Origin of the sequence: Pseudothermotoga sp. (genome assembly GCF_031962025.1) — a bacterium.
In the GTDB taxonomy this organism is placed as follows: Bacteria; Thermotogota; Thermotogae; order Thermotogales; family DSM-5069; genus Pseudothermotoga_B.
Window position 1 is genome coordinate 1 of record NZ_JAVRKW010000025.1, and the last position, 2,291, is coordinate 2,291.

Below are 2,291 nucleotides of genomic sequence, written 5' to 3' on the forward strand. Positions count from 1 at the left end.
AACGATAATCATACTCACGAGCAAAAACCCGCTGACGGCGATCAGATGGTTCTACCTTGGTCCTGTGAGCAACATCTATTTTTTTGGCAATATGCTGAGCGGTTCGATACCACTTATCCTGACCGGGCTTGGTGCACTGATCGCTTTTTCATCAGCCACTTTCAATCTTGGGCTCGATGGTCAACTGTATTTTGCTACACTGTGTGCGACCTATGTGGCACTCTACTTCACAGGAGCAAACATCGTAACGGCTTTGCTGACGGCTTTTGTCACTGGTGGATTGATAGGATTTTTCTGCGGTCTTTTGAAGGTTTTTTTCAAAGTGGATGAACTTTTATCTTCGTTTCTGATAGGACAGGCTTTGATTCATGTCACAGATTATTTCTTGAACGGTCCACTGAGAGACCCTCTGGCTGGTCTTTCAGCGTCAAAATACATCAACAGCTCCATGATGTTCTCAAAGATATTGCCACCTTCAGATCTTCACACCGGTATTTTCATAGCAGTTGCATTGGCTGTTGCAATTTATCTTATCATGCGGTTTTCAACCTTTGGATATCAGGTAAAAGTGACCGGCTCAAGCCATGACTTTGCCAGTTATGGTGGAATTAAGGTTTGGAAGATATGGCTTTTGACGCTGTTTTTGAGCGGTGGAATGGCTGGTCTTGGTGGAATCGTAGATGTTCTTGGTGTACACGGGCGTATGGTGAAAGGTTTTTCATTTGGTTATGGCTTTAACGGCATAGCCGTTGCGCTGATTGCAAGGAATAACCCGATCTTTGTCATACCATCTGCATTGCTTTTTTCGTATCTTGAGATAGGAGCACAGGTCAGTTCAATCATGTCAGATATCACACCGGAAATTTCAAAAATCGTTCAATCCACAATATTCTATCTGATCACCGCTGAATCACTGGTGGATTTTTTGATCAGAAAGAAGGTTACAGGATCATGATAGCCGATTTTATCCATTCAGCGATCAGCTCGTCTGTTCCAATAATTCTCGCCGCTCTGGGTGCGATGTTCACACATTTAGTGGGGCAGTTGAATATAGCCATCGAAGGCATGATGCTCACATCGGCATTCATAGCCGTATACGTTGCGGATAAAACAGCGAGCCTGCTGATATCCATTCTGGTATCCATTGGAATTTGCTGTATTTATGCAGTTTTACTCGTCCTTGCCGGGAAACTAAAAGCGAATATCTTCGTTGCGGGATTGGCGGTCAATCTGTTTGCAAGCGGGCTGGTCAGTCTTCTCATGGTGCTTCTTTTTGGTTCAAAGGGTACGGTTGTGTCGAAAAATATGCCGACTCTGGATAAAATAAACCTGCCAGTCATCGGTGATCTTCCTTTTATCGGTAAGATTTTGAGCGGTTACAATCTTTTGGAATATGTGACCTTTTTGTTGATCTTTGTCTGCTATATACTGATCCACAAGACCACTCTGGGATATCAGATCAGGGCTGCTGGGAAAAATGCGAATATCGCAAAAGATCTTGGCATAGATGTACATAGAATGATAGTCATAAGTTTTTTTCTGAGCGGTGTTTTTTCCGCTCTTGCAGGTGCGGTTTTATCATTACCCATGAGATCTTTCGTGTCTGGTATGAGTAACAATCGTGGATGGATTGCGCTCGTTGCCGTCATAGTCGGTGGTGAAAGTGTTTTCATGGTCGTTCTGGCTTGTTTGATCTTTGGATTGTTCAGCTTTCTTTCCAATTTTCTACAGCTTTTTTCAAAAATTCCAGCCGAGCTTTTGATGACTATTCCATATATCTTTACGACCGTAACCATAGTGCTGTATGCTTATTCCAGAAAGGACAAAGCGGGGTAAGAGTATGAGCGTCGTGAGTGTCTTTCAGAGTATGAAAGATTTATTACCAGCCCTGAGTGAATCACACGCAAGAATAGCAAAGCTCATCATAGAACAACCAGAAAAGATTTTGCAGATGAACATCACCGAACTTGCCCGTTTGTGCAACGTTTCTCCTTCTACAATCGTTGATTTGTGCAAAAAACTGGGCTTTTCGGGATTTAGAAACCTTAAGATCGCTATCGCTCAGGAAATAAATTTGCTCCAGACTATGAGACCGGATCCATCCAGAATAAGTCAGATAACCAGGGACTTTTTCGGGTTCGTCTTTTCAGAATTGAAAGAATCGATTCAGCTTGTGAGTGAAGATCAAATAAAAAATGCGGCGGAAACGATTCTAAAAAGCAAAGTGATAGAAATTCTCGCTTATGGATTCGATGGTGTTGCGGGCAAGGATCTGTTTTTGAAACTGAAGG

At 42.7% G+C, this 2,291-nt stretch carries 3 protein-coding genes; all 3 read left to right on the plus strand.

The genetic code is table 11. The features are described from left to right. A partial coding sequence (locus tag AC4E92_RS09800; protein ID WP_490240413.1) for an ABC transporter permease occupies positions 1-955 on the plus strand: 955 nt, incomplete at its 5' end. After that, on the plus strand, positions 952-1,836 hold the full coding sequence (locus tag AC4E92_RS09805; RefSeq protein ID WP_490240414.1) for an ABC transporter permease: 885 nt from the start codon (positions 952-954) through the stop codon (positions 1,834-1,836). The genes AC4E92_RS09800 and AC4E92_RS09805, both read left to right, overlap by 4 nt. A gap of 4 nt (positions 1,837-1,840) precedes the next feature. After that, positions 1,841-2,291: MurR/RpiR family transcriptional regulator (locus AC4E92_RS09810; RefSeq protein ID WP_490240415.1), on the plus strand; the 451-nt coding region annotated here is incomplete at its 3' end.

Coding starts and splice junctions, on each gene's coding strand:
- AC4E92_RS09805 (WP_490240414.1), top strand. CDS start 952: ATGATAGCCGATTTTATCCATTCAGCGATCAGCTCGTCTGTTCCAATA.